The sequence below is a fragment of the Microbacterium sp. SA156 genome, assembly GCF_049065455.1.
Classification (GTDB): domain Bacteria; phylum Actinomycetota; class Actinomycetes; order Actinomycetales; family Microbacteriaceae; genus Microbacterium; species Microbacterium barkeri.
The window spans coordinates 428325-449130 of the sequence record NZ_JBAKGU010000001.1; the positions used below are offsets into that span (position 1 = coordinate 428325).

Here is a 20806-nt window from a genome sequence, read left to right on the forward strand (position 1 = left end):
GCAGTCGACCGATAAACTGGACATCTGACCACAACGGAAAGGATGCCGCGATGGCAGCGATGAAGCCGAGAACCGGAGACGGACCCATGGAGGCCGTGAAGGAGGGGCGCCTCATCATCGTGCGCGTGCCGCTCGAGGGGGGCGGGCGCCTGGTCGTCTCCGTCAATGACGAGGAGGCTCGGGAGCTGTACGGCGTCCTGGGCGACGTCGTGAACGCCTAGCGATCACGACCGTCACAGAGCGGATGGTCGGAGTCGGGAACGACTCCGGCCATCCGCTCTTCTCATGTGCGGACGCGTCAGAGGCGCGGCGAGACGTGCAGCTGCAGGAGGCCCTCGTTCACGGTCGAGAGGGCGGCGATCACGGCGTTCGACGCCTGCGTCTCCTGGAGGAGCGTGCGGTACGTGCGCGTGATCTCGTCGCGCTGCACGGGGTCGGCGACCCTGCCGCCGTGGAGCACGCGCGGCACGAGCACGGTCCCGCCCGGTCGGGCGAGGCGCAGGCCGTGCTCGACGTAGTCGATGACGCCCTTCGCGTCGGCGTCGATGAGGACGATGTCGTATGCCGCATCGTTCATACGGGGCAGGACATCGGCCGCCCGCCCCGTGATGAGGCGCGTGCGGGCGATGGGGAGCCGCGCGCTCTGGAAGGCGGTGCGCGCCGCGGAGAGGTGCTCGGGCTCGCTGTCGATCGTGGTCAGGGTCGCGTGCGGGGCGCCGTGCAGGAGCCACAGGGCGGACACGCCGGCCCCCGTGCCGATCTCGATGATCGACCGGGCGCCCGTGGCGGCCGCGATGACGGCGCACTGCGCTCCGATCGAGGGACTGATCGGAGCGGCGCCGAGCTCGAGGGCGTGCTGACGGGCGCGAGCGATGTGATCGGGTTCGACGACGGTCTCTCGGGCGAAGCGCGCGACGGCGTCCAGTTCGCTCATGGGTTCCTCCTGACGATCTCTCCAGCCTAAGCCGCCGCCCCTGCCGGGACCGCACGACGAGGCCCGGTACCCTGAGATCATGTTCTTCGGCCTGACGATCGAGAAGGTGATGCTGATCGGCGTCATCGCGGCGCTCATCATCGGGCCCGAGCGCCTTCCGCGCTACGCCGAGACCCTCGCGCAGTTCACGCGCCGCACCCGCGAGTGGGTGCAGGGGGCGCGCACACGCATGAAGGAGGAGATGGGCGACGAGCTCGACGACGTCGACTGGCGCAAGCTCGACCCGCGGCAGTACGACCCGCGCCGGATCATCCGCGAGGCCCTCCTGGAGGACGCGCCCGTCGCGCCCGCGTCGCCCGCACCATCCGCGTCGTCGGCTGCGCAGGCGCCCGTCCGGCAGCCGCGGACGACGCCGCTCGCGCGCCGCACCTTCACGGCGGAGACGCCGCCCCCGTTCGACTCCGAGGCGACCTGACCCGCGTCAGGCGAGTGAGACCGGGAGCTTGCGCCCTGCGAGGCGGCGCGGTTCGGCCGCGAGGCGGGCAGCGACCTCTGCGATCGCGTGCGCCGCGGGATCCTCGGGGTGCGACACCACGACCGGGTCGCCCGCGTCGCCGCCCGCGCGCAGGGCGGGGCTGAGCGGCACCGACGCGAGCAGCGGCACCTCGTGCCCGTCCGCCGACAGCGCCGCGGCCACCGCGGCGCCGCCGCCTTCGCCGAAGAGCGCGAGCGACGTTCCGTCGGGCAGGGTCAGGGCGGCCATGTTCTCGATCACGCCGATCACCCGCTGCCCGGTCTGCCGTGCGACGAGGCCGCTGCGCACCGCGACGTCGGAGGCCGCAGCCTGCGGAGTGGTCACGACGAGGACGTCGGCGTGGGGGAGCAGCTGGCCCACTGAGATCGCGATGTCGCCCGTGCCGGGCGGCATGTCGATGAGGAGGACGTCGAGGTCGCCGAAGAACACGTCGGTGAGGAACTGCTGCACCGTGCGGTGGAGCATGGGCCCCCGCCACGCGACGACCTCCTCGCCGCTGCGCAGGAACATCCCGATCGAGATCGCCTTCACGCCGTGCGCGACGGGCGGCAGGATGAGGTCGCCGACCTGCGTGGGGGACGGCGCGACGCCGCCCTCGACGAGCCCCAGGAGCGCGGGGATCGAGAAGCCGTGCACGTCGGCATCGATCAGGCCGACCTTGAGCCCGCGGGCGGCGAGAGCCACCGCGAGGTTGGCCGTGACGGTCGACTTGCCGACGCCGCCCTTGCCGCTCGTCACGGCGATCACGCGCGTGAGCGAGTCGGGGCCGAACGGCATGACGCGGGCCGCTCCGCCGCGCAGGCGCTCCGTGAGGGCCTTGCGCTGGGCGGGCGACATCACGCCGATCTCGAGCACGACGGCGGCGCCCTGCGCTGCGCTCTCGGCCGCCCGCCGCACGTCGCGCTCGATGCGGTCGGCCGCGGGGCATCCGACGATCGTGAGGTCGATCTCGACGCGCACGGCATCGCCGTCGGCACGCACATCGCGCACCATGTCGAGGTCGGCGAGCGGTCGTCGCAGCTCGGGGTCGCTGACGGCGCCGACGGCCGAGCGGACCGCGTCGACGACCTCGGCGGGCAGGCCGGTCATGCGTCGCCCGCCGTCGCTCGCGGCTCGCCGTCGCGCTCGGCGTCGCGCTCGTCGAGCCGCTCGAGCAGGGCCCGCAGCTCCTCGCGCAGGGCGTCGCGGGAGACGATCCGCTCCTCGACCTCGGTCAGCGCCATCCGGAGTGCGACGATCTCGCGCGCGAGGTACTCGGTGTCGGCGAGGTTGCGCTCGGCGCGCTGGCGGTCCTGCTCCATCGCGACGCGGTCGCGGTCGTCCTGGCGGTTCTGCGCGAGGAGGATGAGCGGGGCCGCGTACGAGGCCTGCAGCGACAGCATGAGGGTGAGCGCCGTGAACCCGAGGGCGGCGGAGTCGAAGCGCCACTGCTCGGGCATGAGCGAGTTCCACGCCATCCACGCGACGCAGAACAGCGTGAGCCCGATGAGGAACCACGGCGTCCCCATGGCACGGGCGATCCACTCGGTCGCGCGCCCGAACCGGTCGCGATCGCGCGCCCCGCCGGCGGTGTCCATCCGAGGCCGCCGCCCGCGCAGCTCCGACGCGCGGGCCATCATCCGCGCACCGTCCGGATCGCGCCCGTCGTGGGATCGCGCGGGATCTCCTCATCCGCGTCCTGCGATCGCCAGTCCTCGGGGAGCAGGTAGTCGAGCACGTCGTCGATCGTCACGGCGCCGACGAGACGGTGCGCCGCGTCGGTCACGGGCAGGGCGACGAGGTCGTAGCTCGCGAGCCGGCGCGCCACCTCCGACGCCGAGCCCGTCACGGGGACCGGCTCGATGGTCTCGTCGATGATCGCGCCGATCCGCTCGTGGGGCGGGTAGCGCAGCATGCGCTGGAAGTGCACGGCGCCGAGGAAGCGGCCCGTGGGCGTCTCGTAGGGCGGCAGCGTCACGTACACGCTCGCGGCGAGGGCGGGATGCAGCTCGTGCCGGCGGATGAGCGCGAGCGCCTCGGCGATCGTCGCGTCGGCGGGGAGGATGATCGGCTCGGTCGTCATCAGGCCGCCCGCCGTGTCGGCGCCGTAGCGGAGGAGCATGCGGACGTCCTCGGCCTCCTCGGGCTCCATGAGGTCGAGGAGCTCCTCGCTGCGCTGCGGCGCGAGCTCGGCGAGGAGGTCGGCGGCGTCGTCGGGATCCATCGCGTCGAGGACGTCCGCCGCTCGCTCGTCGCCCAGGCGCTCGAGGATGTGGACCTGGTCCTCTTCGGGCATCTCCTCGAGGGCGTCGGCGAGGCGGTCGTCGGAGAGCTCGCCGGCGACCTGGATCATCCGCTCCTCCGGGAGGTCGAGGAGCGTGTTCGCGAGGTCGGCCGCGCGCAGCTCGGCGTAGCTCGCGGCGAGGTGCTCGGCCGACTGCGCCTCGCCCGGAGCGCGGTGCTCGCGCACCTGGCTCCAGGTCGCGAACGTCGTCGGCCCCTTCGCGAAGGGGGAGGCGCTCGTCTTCGGCTTGCGGAGGAACAGCTGCCCGACGGCCCACTCTCCGATGCGGTTCGGCTCGATCGCGACGTCCTCGATCACGGCCGACCCGGAGCCGTCCTTGAAGTCGACGCGGCGCCCGACGAGCTCGGCCATGACGCGCACCTCGTCGGCGCGGGGCTGGAAGCGGCGCACGTTGATGAGCCCGGTCGTGATGACCTGGCCCTGCGCGATCGAGGTGATGCGTCCGATCGCGACGAACACGTGGCGACGGCCCGGGATCTCGCAGACGAGGCCGATGACGCGCGGGGCCGCGGTACTTCGGTACACGACGACGACGTCGCGGACCCTGCCGAGACGGTCGCCCGTGGGGTCGAACACGGGGCAGCCGGCCAGGCGCGCCACGAAAACCCTCTGCGTACTCACCCACCCAGCGTAATGCGCGCGCTCCTCCCGCGACGCGGGCGTCACGCGATGTTCAGGGGAGCCGCGCCCTCACAGGCGGCGCATCGCCAGGGCACAGGCTGAGGCGCGCGGCCGCATGGGAGAATGCCGACATGAGCATGTGGAGCGGGCGGGGCCGAGCCCCCGAGGTCGGCGAGACGGTCGCGAGCTTCCGCGACTACGACGGCGCGCTGAAGGCGGTGTCGAAGCTGATCGCCGCGGAGGTCCCGGCGCGCGACATCGCGATCGTCGGCACGGCGCTGCGCTCGATCGAGAAGGTCACGGGACGCCTCGGCTGGGCGCAGGCCGCGTGGGCCGGCGCCCTCAACGGCGTGCTCCTCGGCCTGCTCCTCGGGGCGATGGTCGTCATCTGGACCCCGGCCCTCCCGATGGGCGCGTTCGTCGGCATGCTCCTGCTCGGCGTCGCGATGGGCATGGTCTTCGGCCTCGTCAACTACATGATCGTGCGCCGCCGCCGCGACTTCGCGAGCGTCATGCAGGTGACCGCCGACCACTACGAGGTCGCGGTCGAGCGCGCGAGCGTCGCGAAGGCGCGCCAGGTGCTCGGCACCGCGCCGACGCGGACCGAGCGGATCGACCCGGTCTCGCTCACGGAGCCGCCGCGGTTCGGCGTCCGCATCGACCCGCGCACGGGCGCGCCGGTCGCGCCGGCGTCCGCCGACACCGCGCCGTCCGCGGAGCCGGCGCCGCCGGCACAGCCGTCCGCGGAGCCGGCGCCGCCGGCTGATGCGGCGTCCTCCGAGCCGCAGAGCGCGGAGTCGGACCGGCCCGCGCATCCCGACGAGCGCGCGTGACCGAGGAGCGCGCCGCCGCCATCCGCGTCGAGCTGCCCGCGGGGGCCGTCGAGCTGCCCGCCGCCGTCGGCGCCCCCGACGGAGCCTGGGCAACGCTCGCGATCGCGCACGGCGCCGGAGCGGGCAAGGACCATCCGTTCCTCGTCGGATTCGCCGCCGCGGTCCGCGACGCCGGCATCGCCACCGTGCGGTTCGACTTCCCGTACATCGTCGCGGGCCGGCGGATGCCAGGGCCCGCCGCTCACGCGATCGCCGCGTGGCGCGCGGTGGCGGGTTTCGCCGCGGCGAGCCTGCCCGCGCCCCTGTGGGCCTGCGGCAAGTCGTACGGCGGGCGGATGGCGTCGATGGCGGCTGCGGAGGGCGCGTTCGACGTCGCGGGGCTCGTGTACCTCGCCTACCCGCTCCACCCGCCGGGCAGGCCCGAGAAGCCGCGCGCGGAGCATCTGCCCGCTGTCGCACCGCCGCAGCTGTTCGTCGAGGGCGAGAACGACCCGTTCATCCAGCCCCGCGCGCAGTTCGACGACGCCGTCGCCTCCTGTCAGGACGCGACCGTGGAGTGGATCGCGGGCGGCACCCACGCCTTCGAGGTCAAGGGCCGGCGGCGGCCCGCCGACGAGATCGGCGCATCGCTCGCCGACCCCGTCGTGCGGTTCATCCGGCAGCGCTCGGGCGGCTGACCGCTCGGCTCAGCCGCGCAGACGCGCGATCCAGGCCTCGACCTCGTCGGCGGTGCGGGGGATGCCCGCCGAGAGGTTGACCGGGCCGTCCTCGGTCATGAGGATGTCGTCCTCGATCCGCACGCCGATCCCGCGGTACTCCTCCGGCACCGTGAGGTCGTCGATCTGGAAGTAGAGCCCGGGCTCGATCGTGAACACCATGCCCGGTGCGAGCTCTCCGTCGTAATACATCTCGCGGCGCGCCTGCGCGCAGTCGTGCACGTCGATGCCCAGGTGGTGGCTCGTGCCGTGCACCATGTAGCGGCGCTGCTGGCCGCCGCGGTCGGCGTCGAGCGCCTCCTCCGCCGACACCGGCAGCAGCCCCCACTCGGCCGTGCGCGCGGCGATGACCTCCATCGCGGCCTCGTGCACGGCGCGGAAGCGGACGCCGGGGCGCGCGGCCGCGAACGCCGCGTCGGCCGCCTCGCGGACGGCCTCGTAGATCTTCCGCTGGATGTCGGTGAACGTCCCGCTCACGGGCAGCGTGCGCGTGATGTCGGCGGTGTAGAGGCTGTCGACCTCGACCCCCGCGTCGATGAGGATGAGGTCTCCCGGCACGACCGCGCCGTCGTTGCGCGTCCAGTGCAGGTAGCAGGCGTGCGGGCCCGACGCCGCGATGGTGTCGTAGCCCTCCCAGTTGCCGTCGCTGCGGGCGCGCTGGTGGAAGACGCCCTCGACCACGCGCTCCCCGCGCGGGTGCTCGACGATGCGGGGCAGCTCCCGGACGATGTCGTCGAATCCCGCGGCCGTCACCTCGACCGCGAGCCGCATCTGCTCGATCTCGTACGCGTCCTTCACGAGGCGCAGCTCGGAGACGAAGCGCGTGAGCTCCTCGTCCTCCTCGAGCACGAGGTCCTCGTCGGAGCGCGCGAACGCGTCGACGTGGGCGGTGCGGATGCCGAGGTCGGCGGACACCTGCGCGAGCGAGGGGCGCGGACCCACCCAGAACTCGCCGATCGTCGCGTCCCGGTAGAACTCGGGCGTCTCCCTCGTGGCGCGATCGCGCAGGTAGAGCGTGACGTCGTGGCCGTCGCCCGCCGGCTCGAACACGAGCACGGAGTCGGGCACGGCGTCCACCGCCCAGCCCGTGAGGTGCGCGAAGGCCGAGTGCGCACGGAACGGGTAGTCGGTGTCGTTGCTGCGCTGCTTGAACGAGCCGGCGGGGATGACGAGGCGCTTCCCGGGGAACGCGGCCGAGACGGCGTCGCGCCGTCGCGCCGCGAACGACGCCTGGGCGCGCGGCTCCGGCAGGGGCTCGGGGCGCTCGGCCCATCCGCTCGAGATCACGTCGAGGAAGCCCTGGGGGTAGGGCTGGCGACGGTTGGTGTTGGAGTCGGCGGCCTTCTGGGCCTCTGCCTGGGTGTTCGTCTCGCCGGTGGTCATGGCACCAGTCTCTCACCGCGGCTCAGCGGAGGAGGCCCGTAGGGTGGATGACCATGGCCCGCTCGACGTCCTCCTCCGCCCCTGCCGCTCTCGCCGCCGACATCGTGATCGTGATCGTGTTCGCGGCGCTCGGGCTGGCCAGCCACGAGGGCGCCGTGGACGCCGCCGGCCTCGTGCGCGTCGCGTGGCCGTTCGCGGTCGCGCTCCTCGCCGGATGGCTCGCGCTGCGCGTCTGGACGGATCCCTCTGCTCCCGTGCGGAAGGGCCTCCCGCTGTGGGCGATGACGGCGCTCGGCGGCCTCGCGCTGCGCGTGATCACGGGCGGCGGCGCGGCGATCCCGTTCGTCGTCGTGACGGCGATCGTGCTGCTCGTCTTCCTCGTCGGCTGGCGCCTCGCCGTGCACGCCCTGCGCTCGGCGCGCGCCCGGAGGCGCCCGTCAGCGCAGTGAGTCAGCCGGCGGGCTCGAGCTGCACGACGAGCGGCCGGTGATCGCTGCCGGCGTCGTCGAGGTTCGTGAGCACGAGGGAGCCGGTCGCCTTCCAGGACGCCGAGTGCATGACGTGGTCGATCGGCGCGGACAGGAGGGCCGGGATGTCGGTCGGCCACGTGCCCACCGCGCCGTTCCCGGTGGTCGCCGCGGCGTCTGAGCAGTAGCCCAGGTCGGCGCCGTCGACCCCGAGCGAGGCCATGTGGTCGATCGTGGCGTTGAAGTCGCCCGCGAGGATGACGTTGCCGTCGACGCACTGGTCAGAGACCCAGCGCAGGTCGTCGGCCCACTCGTCCATGTACTCCGGCTGCGGAGACACGGCGTGCACGGCGACGACGATCGGGCCCTGGCCGTCGACGGGCATCGCGACGACGCTCGGCACGACCTCGGTGTTGCTCGTGAGGTCGCTCGACGCCTCGATCACGGAGTAGTCGCCGAGCTCGGGCGAGATGAGCAGCGTGGTCTGCCACGCCTGCGGACCGTCCTCGACGTCGGGCCGCAGCGCGACGTGATGCACCCACATGGGGCTGCCGAGGTCGCGCATCGCGACGGCGACCTCCTCGCCGACGAAGTCCGCGGTCTCGGGGAGCGCCACGATGTCGACGCCCATGGCAACGGCGGTCTCCGCGATCTCGTCGGCGCCCATGGCGTTGCCCGCCGTGTTCCAGGTCATCACGCGCACGCTCGTGTCGGTCGCCGCGGGGAGGGCGTCCGTGCCGTAGCCGCGCATGCCGAGGACGACGCCGCCCGAGATCGCGCCGATGGCCGAGACGAGCGCCATCGAGAGCGCGAAACCGCGCATCGGGCGGATGAAGGCGACGAGCAGGAAGAGGATCGTGATGATCGCGAGAGCGACGACGACGAGCCCCCGGAGGGCGGCGAGCTGAGCGATCGGGAAGGTCTGCTCGAGGCGGAAGAACCCGGGCCACGTGAGGACGGCCGTCGCGATCGCGAACAGCACGGTCACGAGGATCCCGAGCAAGCGCAGCACGGATCCGACCCTAGGCGCACCCGCTGGGAAAGCGTCGCGAGCACGCGCCGTGGGGGCCGAGAGCGACCTCCGTGCACGCCGTACGATGAGGTCCATGGATGTCTCGGGTGCGCGCCGCGTGGAGGAGCCGGCCGACCTGCACCTCCACTCGAACCGATCGGATGGGACGGAGCCGCCCGCCGAGGTCGTCCGCTCGGCGCACGCGCACGGCGTGCGCACGCTCGCGCTGACCGACCACGACACGACGGCGGGGTGGGCCGAGGCGGCCGACGCCGCGGTGTCGCTCGGGATGACGTTCCTGCCGGGAGCCGAGCTCTCCACGCGCCTCGACTGGCGCAGCGTGCACCTGCTCGCCTACCTCTTCGATCCCGACGACCCGGCGCTGCGGGCGCAGATGGAGGAGGTGCGCGGCGACCGCATGGGCCGTGCCGAGCGGATCGTCGCGAACATCTCGCGCGACTACGACCTCGTCTGGGACGACGTCGTCGCGCAGACCCAGACGGGCGCGACGGTCGGGCGCCCGCACATCGCCGACGCGCTCGTCGCCCGGGGGATCGTGGCCGACCGAGGGGAGGCCTTCGACGGCATCCTCCACCCGCGCGAGGGCTACTACGTTCCGCACTACGCGCCCGACACGTTCCGCGCGATCGAGATCGTGCGCGCGGCCGGCGGCGTCCCCGTGATCGCGCACCCCGCGACATCCGGGCGGTCGGGGATGATCCCCCTGCGCACGCTGCACGATCTCGTCGACGCCGGGCTCGCCGGCTTCGAGGTGGACCACCGCGAGAACACCGCCGACGGCAGGGAGGTGCTGCAGCGGCTCGTGGCCGAGCGCGACCTCATCGCGACGGGCTCGAGTGACTACCACGGGCTCGGCAAGCCCAACCTCCCTGGCGAGAACACGACGCCGGCCGCGATGGTCGAGCGGATCATCGCGGCCGGCGTCGGCTCCCGTCCTGTGCGGGCCTGAGCGCTCAGGCTCCCTGCTGCGGCTGACCTGACGCGCGGCGCCGGCGACGGCGGCGCGCAGGAGCGGGCTTGCCGTCGTGATGCTCCTTGCCGGCTCCGTCGTGCGTGCCGCGCCCCTCGCCGGCCTCGTGCGCCGCGCCCTCGCGCGGTGCGTCGCCCTCGGCGCGCCGGCGGCGACGCGGGCGCGATGCGCCCTCGCCGTCGGCCTTGGCGGTGCGGACGGCGCCCGTGGCGGGCGCCTTCGTCAGGCGGCCCTTCGTGCCGGCGGGGATGTCGAGGTCCGTGTAGAGGTGCGGGCTCGACGAGTACGTCTCGGTGGGCTCGGGCTGCCCGAAGTCGAGTGCCCGGTTGATGAGCGCCCACTTGTGCAGGTCGTCCCAGTCGACGAACGTCACGGCGATGCCCGTGCGGCCGGCGCGGCCCGTGCGCCCCACGCGGTGGAGGTAGGCCTTCTCGTCCTCGGGGATCGTGTGGTTGATGACGTGCGTGACGTCGTCGACGTCGATGCCGCGCGCGGCGACATCCGTCGCGATGAGCACGTCCTTCTTGCCCGTCTTGAACGAGGCCATCGAGCGCTCGCGCTGCTCCTGGCCCATGTCGCCGTGGACGGCCGCGGCGTTGAAGCCGCGGTCGTTCAGCTCGTCGACGAGCTTCTGCGCGGCGCGCTTCGTGCGGGTGAAGATGACGGTCTTGCCGCGCCCTTCGGCCTGCAGGATGCGCGCGACGATCTCGACCTTGTCCAGCGCGTGCGCGCGGTAGACGATGTGGCGGATGTTGGCCTGCGTGAGGCCCTCGTCGGGATCGGTCGCGCGGATGTGGATGGGGTTCACCATGAAGCGGCGCGCGAGCGCGATGATCGGGCCCGGCATCGTCGCGCTGAAGAGCTGCGTGTGGCGCTTGGCCGGCACGCGCTGGAAGATCTTCTCGATGTCGGGGAGGAAGCCGAGGTCGAGCATCTTGTCGGCCTCGTCGAGCACGACCTCGGTCGCGTGCGAGAGGTCGAGCAGGCGCTGCCCCGCGAGGTCGATGAGGCGGCCCGGCGTGCCGACGACGATCTGCGCGCCCGCCTTGAGCTGCTCGATCTGGCCCTCGTAGGCCTTTCCGCCGTAGATCGCGACGACGTTCGTGGAGCGACCGGACGTGAGCAGGTCCATGTCCTCGTAGACCTGCACGGCGAGCTCGCGCGTCGGCACGACGATGAGGGCCTTGACTCCGGGCTCGGGGTCGAGGCCCAGCCGCTGGACGACGGGGATCCCGAAGCCGAAGGTCTTGCCCGTTCCCGTCTTGGCCTGGCCGATCACGTCCTGACCCGGGAGGGACAGGGGGATCGTCTGCTCCTGGATGGGGAAGGTGTCGACGATGCCCTTGGCGGCCAGCGCGTCGACGATGTCCTGGTCGATGCCGAGTTCGGCGAATGACGTCATGGAGTTGTGTGCCTGTCTCGGCGGGCCGGTCGGCGGATGCCGGACGGGGCCGCGCCGCTGGATGCGTCCACGCCCTTCTCAGCCACAGGCGCGGTGCCCCGAGCCGTCGTCGGGGCCGTCTCCACCTTAGCGCCAGCGGCTCCGCGGCGCGTGGAGGCGAGGATGGCGGCGGGGCAGGGGAGCAGGACGTAGGCTTTCGGCGTGGTGAACTGGCAGTTCTGGAAGCGGCCCACGCCCGCGCGGATCCTCCGCCTGCGACCGCGCGGAGAGCTCTCCGACGCGGTGCGCGTCGACTTCCAGGAGCTGGCGCCCGATGTGCGCACGTTCCTCGGCCAGGCGGCCTACCTCCAGCTCGGCTACTTCGAGACGCTCACGCGGCTCATCCGGGCGACGCCCGATCTGCACGAGAAGGAGGCGCTCTCGCTGGCCGCGGGCGCGGCGCTGCGCAAGCACCTCGGCCTCGTCGACATCATCCGAGAGGGCGGCGACGACCCCACCGCGCTCATGGCGCCGTTCCAGGAGCCTCTCGACGCCTTCCGGCGCGAGACGCTCGGGGCCCGGCCTCGCGAGACCATGCTGACCGTGCACATCACCGCCGGCATGCTCGACGACTTCTACCTCGCGCTCGCCTCGAGCTACGGCGAGCGCGGGCGCAGGGTCGCGAAGGTGCTCCGCGCCGACCACGACCGCCAGCAGATCGCCGAGCTCCTCGTGCGCACGATCGAGAGCGACGACGAGTGGCGGGCTCTGCTGTCGTTGTGGGCGCGCCGCCTCGTCGGCGACACGCTGCTCGTGGCCCGCAGCGCGCTGCGGGGCGGGATGGCCGACGCGCAGGCCCGCGGGGGCGAGGACGTCGAGAAGGTCGTCGAGCCCGTCTTCACCGCGCTCATGGCCGCGCACGCGCGGCGCATGGACGCGCTGGGCCTCGCGGCCTGAGCGGGAGTGCCGCGGCGCGCGGTCAGCGGATCCCGGCTGCCGCGGCAGCCGCCGCGTCGGACCGGGCGCGGATGCGCGTGGATGCGAGCGCCGTCGCGACGGCCGCGACCGCCCCGGCCGCGAGCACGGCGATCCACAGCCAGGGGCTGGCCTCGCCGGGCCCGGCCCAGGTCAGGATCGCGTAGAGAGCGGCGGCGACGGCCGTTCCCACCGCCGGGACCAGCGCGACACCGCGCAGCTCCCGGTGCGGGAGCGCGTAGTGCGCCGCGACGCCGATCGCCGCGGCGGCGATGATCGCGAGCAGGATGTACACGGCCGTCCCGCCCGGGCTCAGCCGACGAAGCCGACGCGGCGCGTCTCGCCGGTGCCGATCTCCACGAACGCGAGGTTCGCCGACGGGACGAAGTACGAGTTGCCCTTGACGTCGGTGAAGGAGAGGTGGCTCGCGCCCTCGTCGAGGGCTGCGGCGACGGCCGACTTCACGGCGTCCGCGCTCTCGGTCGTCTCGAAGGTCAGCTCGCGGCCGGAATTCGTGATGCCGATTCGGATCTCCACGGTGACTGCCTTTCGTCTGCGGTTCGTTGCATCGAAAGCCTACGGCACGGCGGGATGCGCCCGGCCGCGCGAACGCTCAGGGCGAACGCCCGCGCCTCCGACCGGGGATGTCGGCGGCGCTGGGTACCGTGGAGTCCATGCCGAGCACGGGATGGGATGACGCGCAGCGCGCTGTCGTGGAGCTGCCCCACGGCGCATCCGGCACGGTCGTCGGGGCGCCCGGGACCGGCAAGACGGCGGTGCTCGTCGGCAGGGTCGCCGCCCTCGTCGCGGCCGGCGTCGCGCCGGACGAGCTCGTCGTCCTGACGCCCACGCGCGCGTCGGCGACGCGTCTGCGGGACGAGCTCGGGCTCCGCGTCGACGTCGCGAGCCCCGGGCCGCTCGCGCGCTCCGTGGGATCGTTCGCGTACCAGGTCGTCAGAGCCGACGCCGTGCGGCGGGGCGGGGAGCCGCCCAAGCTCCTCACCGGCGCCGACCAGGACCGCATCATCGCCGACATCCTGCTCGGCGACGAGGAGGACGAGCGCGACGGAGCATCGCGGTGGCCCGCGCATCTCGGCGCGCCCGTGCGCGCGACGAAGGGGTTCCGCTCGGAGCTGCGCGCGTTCATCGCCGAGATGACCGAACTCGGGACGACGCCCGCCGAGCTGGCGCGGCTCGGCGTCGATGCGTGGACGGCGGTGGCCGGGTTCCTCCGCGACTACCGGGCTGTCCTCGATCGCATGCGCTCTCCGCATCGCGACGTCTCGGAGCTGTACGCGGAGGCCGCGGCCGCCGTGCGCGACGGTGCGCGCGTGCCCGGGCTCGAGCGCCTGCGGGTCGTCCTGGTCGACGACGCGCAGGAGCTCACGCGCGGCGGCGTCGCCCTCGTCGAGGCCCTGCACGCGCAGGGCGCAGCGGTGCTCGCGTTCGGCGATCCCGATATCGGCTCCGGGGCGTTCCGCGGCGCGACGCCCGAGCTGTTCGCGCGCCTCGCGGCGTCGCTGGGCCCGCGTCACGTCCTCGACGAGGCGCATCGGGGCACGACGGCGCTGACGCGGCTCGCGCGCAGCGTGACCCAGGCGATCGGGGCGGCCGGCGTGATCGACCACCGCAGGCCGCCCGGCCCCGAGGAGCCGTCCGACGGGACGGTGGAGACCTGCCATGCGGCGTCGCCGTACGAGGAGGCCGACCGCATCGCGCGTGCGCTGCGGGAGTGGCACCTCGTCGAGGGGATGCCGTGGGAGCGGATGGCCGTCATCGCGCATGACACGCGGCAGATCACGTCGCTCGAGGCCGAGCTCGCGGCGCGCGAGGTGCCCACGCGCGCGGCCGGGGTGCAGCGCCCGCTCGGCGCCGAGGCGGTCGTCCGCGACATCGTCGAGATCGTCCGCCTCGGCCTGCAGGAGGCGCAGGACCGCGACGATGACAAGCTGCTCGAGGCGCTGCGCTCGCCGTTCGGCGGTCTCGACGGCGTGGGGCTGCGTCGGCTGCGCGCGCGTCTGCGTCACGCCGAGCTCTCGGAGGGGGGCAGTCGGCCGGCGCGCGTTCTCCTGCGGGAGGCGCTCGCGCAGCCCGTGCTGCTCGACCTCCTCGACACCCCGGAGGGGCGCACCGCCGCCCGCTTCGCGCGCACGCTCTCGATCGTGCACGACGAGGGCGCGCGCGGCGCGACCGTGCACGAGCTCCTGTGGACCGTGTGGGACCGCGCGCGCACAGGCGACGGACGCCGGCTCGACCGCGCGTGGCGCGACCTCGCGCTCGGACAGGGCCCTCTCGCGGCGGAGGCGGGGCGCGCGCTCGACGGCCTCGTCGCGCTGTTCGACGCGGCCAAGCGGGCGATCGAGCGCAACCCGCAGGAGGGGCCGCTGCCCTTCATCCGCGAGATCCTCGACAGCGACGTCCCGGAGGACACGCTCTCGGCCCCCGAGCGCGACGACGCCGTCACTCTGCTCACGCCCGCGAACGCGCTCGGCGCCGAGTTCGACGCGGTCGTGGTGGCGGGCGTCCAGGACGGGGTGTGGCCGAACGTGCGGCTGCGCGGCGGGCTCCTCGACACGTGGCGGCTGGCGGAGGCGGTCGAGGCGCACCGAGCCGGGCGCGCCCGCGCCGATGCGCTCGGGGTGCTCGACCGGCGGCGCGCGGCGCTGCACGACGAGCTGCGCCTGTTCGTCCGCGCGATCTCGCGCGCTCGGCGTCGTCTGCTCGTGACCGCCGTCGACGACGACGACACGGGGCCGAGCGCCCTGTTCTCGTTCCTCCCTCCGCCGCGCGACGACGACGGTGAGCGTGCGGAGCACCCGCTCACGCTGAGGGGCCTCGTCGCCCGGCATCGGCGGACGCTCACCGACGATGCCGACGAGGCCGCCCGCGCGGCGGCGGCCGGGCAGCTCAGGGTGCTCGCGGAAGCCGGCGTCCCGGGCGCCGACCCGCACGAGTGGTACGGCATGCTCGCCCCCTCGACGGATGCGCCGCTGCGCGATCTCGCGGCCGGCCCCGCGCGGGTCTCGCCCTCGCGCGTCGAGGCGTTCGAGGAGTGCGGTCTCGGCTGGGTGATCTCGGCCCTCGGCGGCGACACCGTCGCGCCCCCGTCGGCGGGCATCGGGACGATCCTGCACGAGGCGATGGAGCGCGCGCCCGACGGCGACCTCGCCGTGCTGCGCGCCGTCGTCGAGGAGCACTGGCCGGAGCTCGACTTCGAGACCCCCTGGATCGCCGCGAAGGAGCGGCGCCGTGCCGACCTCTACGTGGACCGCCTCCACGCCTACCTGCGCGGGGTGCGCGCGGACGGGGGAGACGTCATCGCGTCCGAGGCCCCGTTCCGCTTCGCGGTCGAGACGTCGCCGCGCGCGGCGGACGACGCGCCCGCCGTGCACGTGGGCGAGGACATCGCGGCGCCGCATCGCGCGGTCGTGAGCGGCGTCATCGACCGTGTGGAGTCCTACCCGCCCGGAGCGGGCGAGCATGCCCCGGCGCGCGCCCGGGGCTGGGAGCCCATGCGCGAGGCCGCGTCCGAGCGCCGCGTCGTCGTGGTCGATCTCAAGACCGGCAAGAGCGAGAAGCCGTCGGACTCGGCCGTCGTGGAGCACGCGCAGCTCGCGGCCTACCAGATCGCGGTGCAGGAGGGGCTCGTCGACGGCGCGCCTGCGGACGCCCTCGGCGGAGCACGGCTCGTGATCGTGTCCCAGACGCTCGCGAAGAGCGACTACCGGGTCGCGCATCAGCACGCACTGGGACCCGAGACGCGCGCGGCGTTCCTCCGCCGGGTCGCCGAGGCGGCGCGCGGCATGTCGGCCGCGAGCTTCACCGCCCAGGTCGAGGCGCACTGCGCCGATACCCAGCAGCGCGTGCATCCGTGCCGCATCCACACGATCGAGGCGGTGAGCTCATGACGATGGGCGTCGAGACCCTGCACGCCGACGACACCCGCCGGGCCGGCGGATGGCCGGGCGGGCACGGCATCAGCGCGACCGACATCGCGGCGGCGCTCGGACAGCCCACGCCGACGCCTGCCCAGCAGCGGGTCATCGAGGCGCCGCACACGCCGGCGCTCGTCGTCGCGGGCGCGGGCAGCGGCAAGACCGAGACGATGGCCGCGCGCGTGGTCTGGCTCGTCGCGAACGGCCACGTGCGCCGCGACGAGATCCTCGGGCTCACCTTCACGCGGAAGGCGGCCGGCGAGCTGGCGGAGCGGATCGCGGCGCGCCTGGCCGTGATCGACGAGTTCGGCCGCAGGGGGCTGCTGCCGCACCTGCCGCGCATCGTCGCCGAGGGAGCGCTCGCGCGCGTCGAGACGGCCGTCGCGCCGCGCCAGCGCGAGACCATCCGGCGCCAGGTGCTCGACGAGCTCGCGGCGCGCTTCGCCACCGGCTGGGATCCGTCGGCGCCCCGCACCGCGGACGACCTCATGATCCGGCCCCGGGTCGCGACGTACAACGCGTTCGCCGACTCCATCGTCCGCGAGCACGCCGCGCGCATCGGCCGCGATCCCGACGCCGCGATGCTCAGCCAGTCGGCGTCGTGGCTCATCGCGCGGGCGGTCGTGCTGCGTGCCGACATCGGCGGCCTCGAGGACATCGACAAGGCGCTCTCGACGCTCATCGACGCCGTGCAGCGCCTTGCCGCCGACGTGCTCGACCACCGGGTCGATCTCGACGAGCTCGAGCGCGTGTGCGCGGCGGAGGAGGCGGCGATCGCGCCGTACGTCGACGACGCGAAGGACCGCGACATCGAGAAGGCGTGGCGGCATCTGCACGCCATGCCCGTGCTCGTGCAGCTCGTCAGGGCGTACATGGCCGAGAAGACGCGCCGAGGCGTGCTGGACTTCGCCGACCAGGTGGGCGGTGCGTACGACATCGTCGAGGGAGCGCCCGACGTGCGCGCGCAGCTGCGCGAGCAGTACCGCGTCGTCCTCCTCGACGAGTACCAGGACACCTCGGTCATCCAGACCCGGTTCCTCGCCGAGCTCTTCCGCGACAGCGCGGTGATGGCGGTCGGCGACCCGCACCAGTCGATCTACGGATGGCGCGGCGCGAGCGCCGACAACCTGTACGCGTTCGCGCGCGCGTTCGCGCGCGACAGCGCGGCCACGTCCTACAGCCTCATGACGAGCTGGCGCAACGACCGTCGCATCCTCGACGCGGCGAACCGCGTGCTCCGCCCGCTGCAGGGCGCAGGGGCGTTCGCGGTGCCGGCGCTCGAGGCGCGGCCCGGCGCCGGCGAGGGCCGCGTCGGCGTGCGGTTCGCCCAGACCGTCGACGACGAGGCCGACGAGGTGGCCGCCTGGTTCGACGCGGTGCGCGCCGAGCACGCCGCGTCGGGAGCAGATCGCCCGCACACGGGGGCCATCCTCTTCCGGTCGAAGCGGCACATGCAGACGTTCGCGTCCGCGCTGGGCCGCCGCGGCATCCCGCACCGCATCCTCGGGCTCGGCGGACTGCTGTCCACACCGGAGGTCACCGACGTCGTCTCGGTGCTGCGGGTCATCCACGACCCGACATCGGGCTCCCCGCTCATCCGGCTGCTCGTCGGCCCGCGCTTCGCGGTCGGCGTCGCCGACATGGCGGCGCTCCACGACCTCGCGACCGCGCTCGCGCAGCGGGACGGCTCGCTGAATCCGCTGCCGGACGACGTCCGCGATCGGCTTCGGGCGTCGCGCGGGGCCGACGAGGCGGTGTCGATCGTCGATGCGGTCGAGTTCATCCGCACGGCCCGCGACGACTACCGCCTGCTCGAGGGCATCAGCCCCGAAGGGCGCGCGCGGCTCCGCGCGGCCGGGGAGATGCTCGAGCGACTCCGTCGCGCCGCGGGCCAGCCGATCCCGGAGCTCATCCGCCTCATCGAGCTCGAGCTGCGTCTCGACATCGAGCTCGCCGCGAACGAGTCGCGCGGACCGGCGCGCGTCGCGGCCACCCAGCTGCGCGCCTTCGGCGACGAGGTGCGCGCGTTCCTCTCCGCCGACGAGCGGGGGACGATCGGGAGCCTTCTCGCCTGGCTCGACAAGGCCGAGCGCACGGACGAGCTCGTGCCGCGGCCGGAGCCGCCAGAACCCGGGGTCGTGCAGCTGCTGACGATCCACGGCTCGAAGGGTCTCGAGTGGGACGCGGTGGCCGTCGTGCGCCTCGTGAAGGACGAGCTGCCCAGCCGCGTGACCGACGCCTCCGGATGGCTCGGCTTCGGCGTGCTGCCGTTCGCCCTGCGCGGCGACCGGACGGCGCTTCCGCAGCTCGCCTGGGATCCTCAGGCCGCGATGGAGTCAGCGGGCGACGACCCCGCCAAGCGGTTCAGGGCCGCCGAGAAGGCGCTCGCGACGGCGATCACCGCGTTCAAGGGAGCCAACGGCGACTATCAGCGCGAGGAGGAGCGGCGCCTGGCGTACGTGGCGATCACGCGCGCACGCGGCGACCTGCTGCTGACCGGCTCGCACTGGGCGGGTCAGAAGACGCCGCGGACGCCGAGTGACTACCTGCTCGAGATCATCGACGAGCAGGGCCTCGACCCGATCGGCGACGTCGATCCGGACGACAACCCGTACGAGGGCGCGTCGATGACCAGGACCTGGCCCATGGATCCGCTCGGCTCGCGGAGGGGACGGGTCGCGGCGGCCGCGGCGGCCGTGGCCGCGGCGACGAGCGCCGAGCCCTCGGACGACCTCGCCCTGCTGCTGGCCGAGCGCGCCGAGCGGGAGCGCGGGCGCCGGTTCGGCGTGCCCACGCGCGTGCCGGCGTCGCGGTTCAAGGACTACGTGTCCGATTTCTCGGGGACGGTGTCGCAGATCGCGCGGCCCATGCCCGAGCGGCCGTACCAGCAGACCCGTATCGGGACGCTGTTCCATCAGTGGGTCGAGGCGCGCTCCGGTGCGGCCGGCGCCGGATCGTCCGTCGACGACGCCCTCTGGGAGAGCGACGAGGAGATGTGGAGCGATCACGACGCGGCGGGCACCGAGGTGTCAGCCGAGGACGAGGCGGCGCTCGAGCGACTCCGGGAGACGTTCCTGCGCAGCGAGTGGGCGTCGCTGCGCCCCCTCGAGGTCGAGACGGAGATCGACTTCCCCCTTCCCGCCCTCGGCGGCGCGCCGCAGCACATCGTGATCTGCAAGCTCGACGCGGTCTACCGCCGGGAGGATCGCGGGGGGCGGATCGAGATCGTCGACTGGAAGACCGGACGAGCCCCGCAGACGGCGGCCGAGCGCGACGAGCGGATGCTGCAGCTCGCGCTCTACCGGCTCGCCTACCACCGGCGGCACGGGGTGCCCCTGGAGGAGATCGACGTGGCCCTGTACTACGTCGCCGACGACCTCGTCCTGCGGGGCGACCGCGTGTACACCGCCGAGGAGCTCGCCGCCCGCTGGCAGGAGACCCAGGGGCGCACGGCGGCGCGCGTCGGCTAGCGCTGGTCAGTCGCCGCGCTGCTCGCGCTCCTGGGCGATATACGCCTCCATGTCGAGCGGCACCGTCGCGCCCGACGGATCGTCCGCCGGCTGCGCCGTCGGAAGGCGCACCTCGGGGACGGTGTCGGTCGTGATCCGGGCGTCGGCGGCGTCCGCGTCGTCCCACCGCTCGCCCCAGTGGCCGTCTCCGTCGAGGGAGAGCTGAGCGGGGTCGTACGCGTCGGTCTGCATCGAGGTGTCGACCGCCGCCGGCGTCGTCTCGGGCACTCGGCCGATCGCCGCGAGGGCGTCGTCGACGTCCGACGAGGCGGCGCCGAGGCCCGCGAGCAGGCGGTCGTCGCGCACGCCGTCCGACAGCGACTCGAGCAGGGCCGCCGCGTCGTCGACGACGTCCGGACGGTGCGCCTCGAGGCCGTGCACGAGCCATCGGGCGAACTCGAGCTCGGCGTGCAGTCGGGCGCGCACCCGCAGCGCGGCGTCGGGCGCGCGGTGCGCGGCCGCCGCGTACGCCTCGTGGATGTCCTCGGAGGCGTCGGGCGCGGACGCCACCCAGCGCAGGTCGACGGCGGGGTCGTCGATCGACAGGCCGTGCCAGTCGAGCACGCCTGCGACGCGCGGGACGCCCGCGACGTCATCGGTCAGCACGAACGAGGTGGACTGCGTTCCGCCGAGGCACACGGACGACTCGAACGCCCAGAGCCGGTCGTCCTCGAATGCCTCGCGCCAGCGCACCATGAGCCGGACGGGGACGCGCCCGCTCGCGCCGGCGGCGTCGAGCACCCGCTCGATGTCGGCGCGCGACTGGTCCGGCGTGCGCACCGGCAGCCCGGCCGACCGGACGACCGAGCCGGGCAGCGCGTGCAGCACGGCCATCGCGCGGCCGAGCGACTCCGCGACTCCGCGCCCGGGCGGGATCTCGCTCGCCTCGACCTGGTAGCCGCGCACGTAGCCCGTGACCACCGCGCTCGTCCCGTCGAACGGCACGGCGCCGTGGAACTCGGGGGCGTCGAAGCCGAGGAGCTCGCGCACGCCCGACGTGAGCGCGCGCAGCGCCACGATCTCGGCCGAGATCTCGCGCTCGGCCGCCTCGTCGACGGGCACGCGGACGACGAGCTCGCGCCCGTCGGCGAGCGTCGCGACCGCCGCGTCGAAGCGGCCGGCGCCACCGGCCGTGAGGGACCTGACGCCCGTGACCTCCGCACCGGGCACGGCGGCCGTCGCGGCCGCGGCTAGAGTGAGGAGTGAGCGTGGCATGGGTACCAGGTTAGG

19 protein-coding genes are annotated in these 20806 nt (G+C 73.9%); 9 read left to right on the forward strand and 10 right to left on the reverse strand.

Going from position 1 to position 20806, the window contains the following annotated elements; genetic code table 11:
• Nucleotides 1-50 precede the first annotated feature (50 nt).
• Nucleotides 51-221 (forward strand): DUF3117 domain-containing protein, encoded by a 171-nt coding sequence (locus ACOWU6_RS01860; RefSeq protein ID WP_156240919.1) that lies wholly within the window; start codon nt 51-53, stop codon nt 219-221.
• 77 nt (nt 222-298) lie between these two features.
• On the opposite strand, the gene ACOWU6_RS01865 is transcribed toward ACOWU6_RS01860, so the two are convergent.
• Nucleotides 299-934, reverse strand: coding sequence for an O-methyltransferase (locus tag ACOWU6_RS01865; RefSeq protein WP_421074512.1), 636 nt, complete (start codon nt 932-934; stop codon nt 299-301).
• A gap of 79 nt (nt 935-1013) precedes the next feature.
• On the opposite strand from ACOWU6_RS01865, the gene ACOWU6_RS01870 reads away from it, so the two are divergent.
• Nucleotides 1014-1409, forward strand: a complete 396-nt coding sequence (locus ACOWU6_RS01870) for a Sec-independent protein translocase TatB (protein WP_282978032.1) — start codon at nt 1014-1016, stop codon at nt 1407-1409.
• 6 nt (nt 1410-1415) lie between these two features.
• On the opposite strand, the gene ACOWU6_RS01875 is transcribed toward ACOWU6_RS01870, so the two are convergent.
• Genes ACOWU6_RS01875 through ACOWU6_RS01885 form a run of 3 tightly spaced genes read right to left on the reverse strand, consistent with a single transcriptional unit; the run spans nt 1416 to nt 4374 of the window.
• The gene (locus ACOWU6_RS01875; protein WP_421074513.1) at nt 1416-2558 is read right to left on the reverse strand and encodes a P-loop NTPase; all 1143 of its coding nucleotides are present in this window, start codon (nt 2556-2558) and stop codon (nt 1416-1418) included.
• Nucleotides 2555-3085 carry a DUF1003 domain-containing protein gene (locus ACOWU6_RS01880; protein WP_421074548.1) on the reverse strand — a complete coding sequence of 177 codons (531 nt, stop codon included), beginning with the start codon at nt 3083-3085 and terminating at the stop codon, nt 2555-2557. The genes ACOWU6_RS01875 and ACOWU6_RS01880 overlap by 4 nt, the downstream gene beginning before the upstream one ends.
• A complete protein-coding gene (locus ACOWU6_RS01885; RefSeq protein WP_271172148.1) occupies nt 3085-4374 on the reverse strand; it encodes a magnesium transporter in 1290 nt (429 codons plus the stop codon). The genes ACOWU6_RS01880 and ACOWU6_RS01885 overlap by 1 nt, the downstream gene beginning before the upstream one ends.
• 131 nt (nt 4375-4505) lie before the next feature.
• On the opposite strand from ACOWU6_RS01885, the gene ACOWU6_RS01890 reads away from it, so the two are divergent.
• A complete protein-coding gene (locus ACOWU6_RS01890) occupies nt 4506-5207 on the forward strand; it encodes a general stress protein (protein ID WP_421074514.1) in 702 nt (233 codons plus the stop codon).
• On the forward strand, nt 5204-5884 hold the full coding sequence (locus ACOWU6_RS01895; RefSeq protein WP_271172146.1) for an alpha/beta family hydrolase: 681 nt from the start codon (nt 5204-5206) through the stop codon (nt 5882-5884). The genes ACOWU6_RS01890 and ACOWU6_RS01895 overlap by 4 nt, the downstream gene beginning before the upstream one ends.
• Nucleotides 5885-5893: 9 nt before the next feature.
• Here ACOWU6_RS01895 and ACOWU6_RS01900 read toward each other — a convergent pair whose 3' ends face one another.
• Nucleotides 5894-7306 (reverse strand): aminopeptidase P family protein, encoded by a 1413-nt coding sequence (locus tag ACOWU6_RS01900; RefSeq protein WP_282978025.1) that lies wholly within the window; start codon nt 7304-7306, stop codon nt 5894-5896.
• A 53-nt stretch (nt 7307-7359) separates the two neighbouring features.
• Between ACOWU6_RS01900 and ACOWU6_RS01905 the strand changes: the two genes are divergently transcribed.
• On the forward strand, nt 7360-7755 hold the full coding sequence (locus ACOWU6_RS01905; protein WP_421074515.1) for a DUF3054 domain-containing protein: 396 nt from the start codon (nt 7360-7362) through the stop codon (nt 7753-7755).
• 1 nt (nt 7756) lies between these two features.
• Here the strand turns inward: ACOWU6_RS01905 and ACOWU6_RS01910 are convergent, their stop codons facing one another.
• On the reverse strand, nt 7757-8785 hold the full coding sequence (locus ACOWU6_RS01910; protein WP_271172143.1) for an endonuclease/exonuclease/phosphatase family protein: 1029 nt from the start codon (nt 8783-8785) through the stop codon (nt 7757-7759).
• A gap of 94 nt (nt 8786-8879) precedes the next feature.
• Between ACOWU6_RS01910 and ACOWU6_RS01915 the strand changes: the two genes are divergently transcribed.
• A complete protein-coding gene (locus ACOWU6_RS01915) occupies nt 8880-9755 on the forward strand; it encodes a PHP domain-containing protein (protein WP_324014501.1) in 876 nt (291 codons plus the stop codon).
• A gap of 4 nt (nt 9756-9759) precedes the next feature.
• Here ACOWU6_RS01915 and ACOWU6_RS01920 read toward each other — a convergent pair whose 3' ends face one another.
• Entirely contained in the window at nt 9760-11178 is a 1419-nt protein-coding gene (locus ACOWU6_RS01920; protein ID WP_324014503.1) for a DEAD/DEAH box helicase, read from the reverse strand.
• A gap of 201 nt (nt 11179-11379) precedes the next feature.
• Between ACOWU6_RS01920 and ACOWU6_RS01925 the strand changes: the two genes are divergently transcribed.
• Entirely contained in the window at nt 11380-12114 is a 735-nt protein-coding gene (locus ACOWU6_RS01925) for a ferritin-like fold-containing protein (RefSeq protein WP_421074516.1), read from the forward strand.
• Nucleotides 12115-12136: 22 nt separating this feature from the next.
• On the opposite strand, the gene ACOWU6_RS01930 is transcribed toward ACOWU6_RS01925, so the two are convergent.
• Complete coding sequence (locus ACOWU6_RS01930) at nt 12137-12427, reverse strand: hypothetical protein (RefSeq protein ID WP_271172139.1); 291 nt, start codon at nt 12425-12427, stop codon at nt 12137-12139.
• Between the two features lie 17 nt (nt 12428-12444).
• On the reverse strand, nt 12445-12669 hold the full coding sequence (locus tag ACOWU6_RS01935; protein ID WP_271172138.1) for a DUF3107 domain-containing protein: 225 nt from the start codon (nt 12667-12669) through the stop codon (nt 12445-12447).
• 137 nt (nt 12670-12806) lie between these two features.
• On the opposite strand from ACOWU6_RS01935, the gene ACOWU6_RS01940 reads away from it, so the two are divergent.
• Nucleotides 12807-16040: an ATP-dependent helicase gene (locus tag ACOWU6_RS01940; RefSeq protein ID WP_421074517.1), complete on the forward strand. Its 3234-nt coding sequence runs from the start codon at nt 12807-12809 to the stop codon at nt 16038-16040.
• A 2-nt stretch (nt 16041-16042) separates the two neighbouring features.
• Nucleotides 16043-19537 (forward strand): UvrD-helicase domain-containing protein, encoded by a 3495-nt coding sequence (locus ACOWU6_RS01945; protein ID WP_421074549.1) that lies wholly within the window; start codon nt 16043-16045, stop codon nt 19535-19537.
• Nucleotides 19538-19543: 6 nt separating this feature from the next.
• Here ACOWU6_RS01945 and ACOWU6_RS01950 read toward each other — a convergent pair whose 3' ends face one another.
• Nucleotides 19544-20791: a phosphotransferase gene (locus ACOWU6_RS01950; protein WP_421074518.1), complete on the reverse strand. Its 1248-nt coding sequence runs from the start codon at nt 20789-20791 to the stop codon at nt 19544-19546.
• Between the last annotated feature and the right edge of the window lie 15 nt (nt 20792-20806).

Coding starts and splice junctions, on each gene's coding strand:
- ACOWU6_RS01860 (WP_156240919.1), top strand. CDS start 51: ATGGCAGCGATGAAGCCGAGAACCGGAGACGGACCCATGGAGGCCGTG.
- ACOWU6_RS01865 (WP_421074512.1), bottom strand. CDS start 934: ATGAGCGAACTGGACGCCGTCGCGCGCTTCGCCCGAGAGACCGTCGTC.
- ACOWU6_RS01870 (WP_282978032.1), top strand. CDS start 1,014: ATGTTCTTCGGCCTGACGATCGAGAAGGTGATGCTGATCGGCGTCATC.
- ACOWU6_RS01875 (WP_421074513.1), bottom strand. CDS start 2,558: ATGACCGGCCTGCCCGCCGAGGTCGTCGACGCGGTCCGCTCGGCCGTC.
- ACOWU6_RS01880 (WP_421074548.1), bottom strand. CDS start 3,085: ATGGCCCGCGCGTCGGAGCTGCGCGGGCGGCGGCCTCGGATGGACACC.
- ACOWU6_RS01890 (WP_421074514.1), top strand. CDS start 4,506: ATGAGCATGTGGAGCGGGCGGGGCCGAGCCCCCGAGGTCGGCGAGACG.
- ACOWU6_RS01900 (WP_282978025.1), bottom strand. CDS start 7,306: ATGACCACCGGCGAGACGAACACCCAGGCAGAGGCCCAGAAGGCCGCC.
- ACOWU6_RS01905 (WP_421074515.1), top strand. CDS start 7,360: ATGGCCCGCTCGACGTCCTCCTCCGCCCCTGCCGCTCTCGCCGCCGAC.
- ACOWU6_RS01915 (WP_324014501.1), top strand. CDS start 8,880: ATGGATGTCTCGGGTGCGCGCCGCGTGGAGGAGCCGGCCGACCTGCAC.
- ACOWU6_RS01920 (WP_324014503.1), bottom strand. CDS start 11,178: ATGACGTCATTCGCCGAACTCGGCATCGACCAGGACATCGTCGACGCG.
- ACOWU6_RS01940 (WP_421074517.1), top strand. CDS start 12,807: ATGCCGAGCACGGGATGGGATGACGCGCAGCGCGCTGTCGTGGAGCTG.
- ACOWU6_RS01945 (WP_421074549.1), top strand. CDS start 16,043: ATGGGCGTCGAGACCCTGCACGCCGACGACACCCGCCGGGCCGGCGGA.
- ACOWU6_RS01950 (WP_421074518.1), bottom strand. CDS start 20,791: ATGCCACGCTCACTCCTCACTCTAGCCGCGGCCGCGACGGCCGCCGTG.